This is a genomic window from Zafaria sp. Z1313 (assembly GCF_050563205.1).
Taxonomy (GTDB): domain Bacteria; phylum Actinomycetota; class Actinomycetes; order Actinomycetales; family Micrococcaceae; genus JAZDCJ01.
Genome location: NZ_JBNWUK010000051.1, coordinates 1 through 2,824, shown reverse-complemented (window position 1 = coordinate 2,824; position 2,824 = coordinate 1). Strand labels below are relative to the sequence as shown.

The 2,824-nt window shown below is 65.5% G+C and carries 1 protein-coding gene and 2 pseudogenes; all 3 read left to right on the top strand.

Going from position 1 to position 2,824, the window contains the following annotated elements:
• Nucleotides 1-70: 70 nt before the first annotated feature.
• Nucleotides 71-457, top strand: a pseudogene (locus ACQ3I4_RS16635) (transposase); the annotation flags it as partial.
• 121 nt (nucleotides 458-578) lie between these two features.
• On the top strand, nucleotides 579-1,826 hold the full coding sequence (locus ACQ3I4_RS16630; RefSeq protein WP_329864253.1) for an IS256 family transposase: 1,248 nt from the start codon (nucleotides 579-581) through the stop codon (nucleotides 1,824-1,826).
• Nucleotides 1,827-1,863: 37 nt separating this feature from the next.
• Nucleotides 1,864-2,787 (top strand): annotated as a pseudogene (locus ACQ3I4_RS16625) (IS256 family transposase); the annotation flags it as partial.
• Between the last annotated feature and the right edge of the window lie 37 nt (nucleotides 2,788-2,824).

Genomic DNA, 2,824 nt, shown 5'->3' with positions numbered 1-2,824 from the left:
GGGACTGTGGAAATAACGGTGTATCCGGCTCGACACGCCGGGCGGTAAGCCTGGCGGGGAGGAGCCCGATATGGCCGCAACACTTGAGGCTGTGCCGAGTACGAAAACCGCTGAAAAGAAGACAGAAGTATCCGAGGGCGACGCTGCGCGCGAGCTGGTCAGAATGGCGAAGGAACAGGGCCTGTCCCTGACCGGGCCGGACGGTCTGCTCAAGCAGCTGACCAAGACCGTGATCGAGACCGCGCTCGATGAGGAAATGACCGAGCATCTCGGATATGAAAAGCACGATACGGCAGGGAAGCAGACCGCGAATTCCCGCAACGGCGTGCGCCCAAAAACGGTGCTGACGGAGACCACGGGCCCGGTGGAGGTGGACGTGCCGCGGGACCGGGAAGGGACCTTCTCACCGGTCATCGTCAAGAAGCGTCAGCGCCGCCTGACCGGTGTCGATGAGATGAGTTGAGTCCCGCATAGTGGTGTAGCGCGGTCGTCGAGTTCGTCCCTGGTGTGGACGTGGACGCGGCCACCGCGTGATCCTTCGAGTGATCTCTCACAACCGACTCGAAGAAGGACACACGATGACCGCTCCACACATTGTCGACCCTGCTGGGCTGCTTGGCGAAGCCCTCGCCGAGGCCAGCCCCGATCTGATGCGTTCGCTGCTGCAGACGATGATTAACGCCCTGCTCTCGGCCGACGCCGACGCCGTGGTCGGCGCCGAGTACGGCCGGCCCGGCCCGGACCGGACGGCGCAGCGCAACGGCTACCGGCACCGCCCGTTGGACACCAGGGTCGGCACGATCGACGTCGCCATCCCGAAGCTACGACAGGGGTCCTACTTTCCCGAGTGGCTGCTCGAACGCCGCAAGAGGGCCGAGACCGCTCTGATCACCGTCGTCGCTGACTGCTACCTCGCCGGCGTCAGCACGCGCCGGATGGACAAGCTCGTCAAGACGTTGGGCATCAACAGCCTGTCGAAGTCGCAGGTCTCGCGCATGGCCGCCGATCTGGACCAGCTCGTCGCGGAGTTCCGCCACCGGCCCCTCGACGAGGCTGGCCCGTTCACGTTCGTCGCCGCGGACGCGTTGACGATGAGGGTCCGCGAAGGCGGCCGAGTCGTCTCGACGGTCGCGTTGGTCGCGACCGGCGTCAACGCTGACGGTCGCCGCGAGGTCCTCGGCCTGCGGATCGCCACCAGTGAGACCGGACCGGCCTGGAACGAGTTCTTCGCCGACCTCGTCGCCCGCGGCCTGGCCGGCGTCCGGCTCGTCACCTCCGATGCCCACCCCGGGTTGAAGGACGCGGTCGCAGCGAACCTGCCCGGAGCCGCCTGGCAGCGGTGCCGCACCCACTACGCCGCGAACCTCATGTCCGTGACCCCCAAGAGCATGTGGCCGGCGGTCAAGGCGATGCTCCACAGCGTCTACGACCAGCCCGACGCACCAGCGGTCGCGGCGCAGTTCGACCGGCTCATCGACTACGTCGACGACAAGCTGCCCGACGTCGCCGAGCACCTCGCCGCCGCACGTGAGGACATCCTCGCGTTCACCAGCTTCCCCGAAGGACTGTGGCAGCAGATCTGGTCGAACAACCCCAACGAGCGCCTCAACCGCGAGATCCGCCGTCGCACCGACAGCGTCGGGATCTTCCCCAACCGCGACGCGATCATCCGTCTCGTCGGAGCTGTCCTGGCCGAGCAGACCGACGAATGGGCCGAAGGACGCCGCTACCTCGGACTCGACATCCTCGCCAAGTCCCGCCTCACCATCGTCGCCACCGGCGGCACCGACATCGACAAGGAGGACCTCCCCGCACTGACCGCCTGAACCCCGAGAGGGTCACGCAGCACTACACCACTCCAAGGGACTTGACCATGAGATGGTCCTGTCGCTCTATGCCAAGGGCCTGACCACCGGGGAAATCAGCGCGCACTTCGCCGAGATCTACGGTGCGTCCGTGTCAAAGGAGACCGTCTCGCGGATCACCGACAGGGTGCTCGACGAGATGGCCGCGTGGCAAAACCGGCCGCTGGATGAGGTCTACGCGGCGATCTTCATCGACGCCATCGTCGTCAAGGTCCGCGACGGGCAGGTCGCCAACCGGCCCGTCTACGCCGCGATCGGCGTGACGCTGGAGGGTGAGAAGGACATCCTCGGCCTGTGGGCCGGCACCGGCGGTGAGGGCGCGAAGTTCTGGATGAGCGTGCTCACCGACATCAAGAACCGCGGCGTGAAAGACACCTTCTTCCTGGTCTGCGACGGCCTCAAAGGCCTGCCCGAAGTCGTCACCAACGTCTGGCCGCTGACAACCGTGCAGACCTGCATCATCCACCTGATCCGCAATACCTTCCGCCTGGCCTCGAAGAAGGACTGGGACGCGCTCAAACGGGACGTGAAGCCCATCTACACCGCCGTGAACGCTGCGGCCGCCAGGGCGGCGTTCGAGGAGCTCACCGAGCGCTGGGGCAAGAAATACGGGGCCATCGTGCGGCTGTGGGAGAACGCGTGGGAGGAGTTCATCCCGTTCCTGGACTATGACGTGGAAATCCGGCGCGTGATCTGCTCGACCAATGCGATCGAATCCCTCAACGCCAGGTACCGGCGCGCCGTGAAGGCCCGGGGTCATTTCCCCACCGAGCAGGCTGCGCTAAAGTGCCTGTATCTGGTCACCCGATCCCTCGATCCGACCGGTGCCGGCAAGACCCGATGGGCCGTGCGTTGGAAGCCCGCTTTGAACGCCTTCGCCATCACTTTCAGCGACCGATTCCCGGCCGCTGAAAGCTACTAAAAGAAACCGCCGGATACACCGTTAATGAGATAGTCCC